Source organism: Streptomyces sp. NPDC047028 (assembly GCF_040644095.1).
GTDB lineage: Bacteria > Actinomycetota > Actinomycetes > Streptomycetales > Streptomycetaceae > Streptomyces.
This window is the reverse complement of sequence record NZ_JBEYVS010000113.1, coordinates 1-3,719: the sequence shown is the minus strand read 5'-3', so window position 1 is coordinate 3,719 and position 3,719 is coordinate 1. Positions and strand designations below refer to the sequence as shown.

1 pseudogene is annotated in these 3,719 nt (G+C 65.8%); it reads right to left on the bottom strand.

Annotation, left to right across the window (positions count from 1 at the left end):
* Positions 1–3,719 (bottom strand): annotated as a pseudogene (locus ABZ854_RS37075) (RHS repeat-associated core domain-containing protein); the annotation flags it as partial.

Genomic DNA, 3,719 nt, shown 5'->3' with positions numbered 1-3,719 from the left:
CCCGAGACTCCGGTGGTGGCGGTGCGGACGGCGATGGTCTGGCCGTTGGCGGTGTAGTAGCGGGTGCCGGATGCGGAGGTGGTGGTGCCGTTGACGGTGAGGTGGAGTTCTGTGCCGGCGCCGAGGTAGAGGACGGTGTCGCCGTCGCCCTTGGCACGGCGGATCAGCAGTTCGCCGTCTGCGTCGTAGAGGTAGTCGGTCTGGTGGGTGTTCTCGGTGAGGCGGGCGAGGTCGCCTTCGGTGTTCCAGGCGAGGGTCTGCTGGGCTTTGGGACCGGGGCGGGAGGTGGTGTCACCGGCGTCGTCGTAGATGTAGGTGCCGGTGCGTGCGCCGGTGGTCTCGTCGAGGGTATGGGGCTTGTTGTCGGTGGCGGCGTCGTAGGTGTAGGTGGTGGTCTTGTCGCCGGCAGGAGTGTGCTGGGTCTCGGTCTTCCGCTGGCCGGCGGTGGTGTAGGTGTACGACGTCCAGTACGGGGCCGCGCCGTCGATGTTGGAGGTGGTGCGGCCGGTCGTTGCGCAGTCGGCGGTCTTCGGGGTCCAGGCCTGGGTCAGACGGCGCTCGCCGTCGTAGCTGAAGCACTGGTAGTCGGCCTTGGTGGTGCCGCCCTGCGTGGTGGCGTCGAAGATCGAGGTGACGTTGCCGGCGTCGTCCTGGGTGAACTTCAACTCCTGTGGCATGTAACCGTGGACGTCGTCGGTGACGTAGGAACGCGTCAGACGCCGGGTGCCCTCCTCGTAGTCCCAGTCCAGGTACGCCTTCTTCGCCGAGGACGTACTGTCCATTCCCAGCGTGAGTTGACGCACATCGCCCTGCGGGGAGAACGCCGCTCCCTGGAGGTATCCGGTGGTACCACGGGAAGTGAGCTGACCACCCAGCGCATTGGAGGTGTAGGACACCGTTTCCGCGCTAAGGCCTCCGGCGGCCGGAGCGGAGTACTGCTTGATCGTGCCGTCCAGGTTGTAGGCCGTGCTGAACGACAGTGTCTGGGGCACATAGCCGCCGGAGACGAGGGGCTCCGTGGCGGGAAGGATCAGCTGGCTGCGGGCAGCCTGGTACATCGCGTCGTAGGCGGTGACCTTTTCGGTGTACGCCTTCCCGCTCACACCGCCGTCGTAGCGCGTGGCCGTGTCCTGCTGGCCTTTGGCCGCGGAGTCGAAGGTCCAGGCGGCGAGCTTGTGGGCGTCGGACTTGTCGACCTGCCACATGCCGGTCTTGCGGCCGAGGACGTCGTACTCGTAGAGGAGCTTCTTCGAGGCGTCTTCGTTGGGGGTGGTGCTGACGATCTGGTCGAGGTCGTTGTACTCAGTGGCCGTCTTGCCCTTGTCGGGATCGGACGCCGTGACCTGCCGCCCGAACAGGTCATAGGTGTAGGACCACGAGGTCGAGTCGGGGCCGGTGATCGTCTTCTGCTGGCCCGCGTCGGTATAGGTGTAGTCGGTTGTGGTGAAGTCGGTGCCGGTCGGTGTGGGGCCCGCGTACTCGCGGCGCTGCGTCGTCTGGCCCAGCGCGTTGGTGACCACCGCGGTCGCCTGCCCGCCGGTCGGGGCGGTGGTGGCGACGGTGTCACCCGTGTAGGTGGTGTCCGTCGACCAGCGAGTGACGCCGTGAACCTTCGTCACCGCCTTCGTCGGCCGACCGGCTCCGTCGTAGGTCGTGTCTGTCTGAAGGGGCGCCTGGCCGGCGTCGGTCTGCACCGGCTTGCCACTGGGCACTGAGGTGTTGTCCCAGATCCCGGACTCCTGGCTGACCGCCAGGCCCCGGGAGTCGTACAGGGTGAGCGAGACGAGCCGGCCACCCTGCGGAGTCGGTGTCTGGACCTGACGCGAGCGCAGCAGAGAGTCGTAGAACTCGTAAGAGGTGTTGTAGCCGGAACCGTCACCCTTGATCGTCGCAGTGGACACCCAGGACATGTCCGCGTCGGTGACGTGGTAGCCGTAGACGTAGTTGGGGTCGGCACCCAGCACCTTGAGCCGGTTCGGCAGCCAGACCTTGGTGAGGCGGCCGAGGCTGTCGTACTCGCTCTCGGTGACCTTGCGGTTGGGGTCGGTGATCTTCAGGGTCGCGCCGGTGGCGAAGTCGAGTGCCGTGGTCGTCGTGAACGACTTGGCGTCGGTGGCAGCCGTCGACGTGAGCGGACCTGTGGTCGCGGGGGTGTAGGTCGTCGAGGAGACCTTCACGTCCTGGGTGTTCTGAACAGTGAGCGGTCGGCCGAGGGTGTCGTAGGTCGTGGACGCGACCTTCTGCCAGAGCGGTGTGTTGCCGCTGGTGTACCCCTTGGCGCGTCCGGTCCAGGTGGCGTCACCTGTCGTGGGCTTCTCGGAAGCCGACCAGGTGGGCGCAGTGGTGTCGTCATAGGCGACGGCGGTGTCCGTGATGACATCACCGGCACGCTCGGAGTCGGACGGGAGGTCTAGGGAGGAGTCAGCGGTGGCGCAGGTCGCGGCAACCGTACGAGTGCGCGAGACAAGGGAGTTGATGCCCTTGTCGTCGTTGCGGGCATACCAGGTTCGGGTGCACTTCTCGTCACCGGTGGCCGCGTCGTCGCCCTCGTCCTCGACGGTCTCGGTCATGCCGTAGGTGTCGTAGGTCGTCTTGACCGTGTGCACCCGGTCGTACGGGGTGACCTTGCTGGTGATGGGAGTGCGGGTGTGGGTGGCTCCGGTGCGTACGAAGTAGGCCTCGGTGTCCGCGTACGACTTGTGCTGGGTCGCCGTCTGTTTCGACCATGGGTCGTTGACCGTGCCCGTGACCTCCGAGTCACCGTTGTAAGTGACCGCTTCACGGGTGAAGCCCGCGTACTGGTCCGAGTCCGTGATCTTGGCGGCCTTGATGCCCGTGACCTCGACGCTCTTGCGCTTGTCGGAGTCCGGGGTCTTGCCGTCCGCGCCGAGGACACGGTCGCCGTTCATACCACGCAGATAGACGGTGACGGTTTTGCTCTGCGGATGGCCGGAGACCCCGGTGAGGTGAGTGACGCGCTGGTAGCCACGCCAGATGGACCAAGTGCGTTCCTTGGCGGGTGTCAGCGGGTTGTCGTCGTAGTGCCAGGCGCCGCCGCCTGAGTATTGATAAGTGTGCTGGACCGCCTCCGAACCACCGAAGGGGTCGGTGGTGGACACCGAGCTGACCGGGTACTTCTGGAACCAGTCCAGAATGGGGTTCTTCTCCCCGTTCGGCGACCAGTACACGGGGTAGCAGCGCTTGGTGTTCTCGTCCACCTTCGGTTTGGCGCCGGCTGCGGTGCAGTCCGCCTCCTCGTAGGAGACGATGGTCTGCGCCCCGGTTTCCGAAGTGACGGTCTTCAGACGGGGCTTGTCCAGGGACAGGATGTCGTCGGATGTACCGTCCACCCGGTTGGGCAGCATCACATGGCTGAATTTGACCGGGTCCAGAGACAGGTCCGCGCCGCGCTTGCCGGTGTGTTTGATCTCGTCCAGCCACAGGGACTGGTCGGTGGAGTCACCGGTGTCGCCCGGATCCAGGTACAGCTGCTTGAGGGACCAGGTGTCCACGGACTCATAGGCCGGAGTCGACGCTGCTGCGTTCCACGCGTAGCTGGTGATCGAAGTAAGCCGTTTACGGGTGAAGAACGTCGGGCCGACATTGCCGGTGCACTTGTCGCCGTCCTTGCAGATCGCGTCGAACGGCACGTCCGGCCAGTTGTCGCGGGTGTCCTTCGTCAGCGAGTCGCAGCCCGTGCCAGAGGCGAGGCAGCGTTC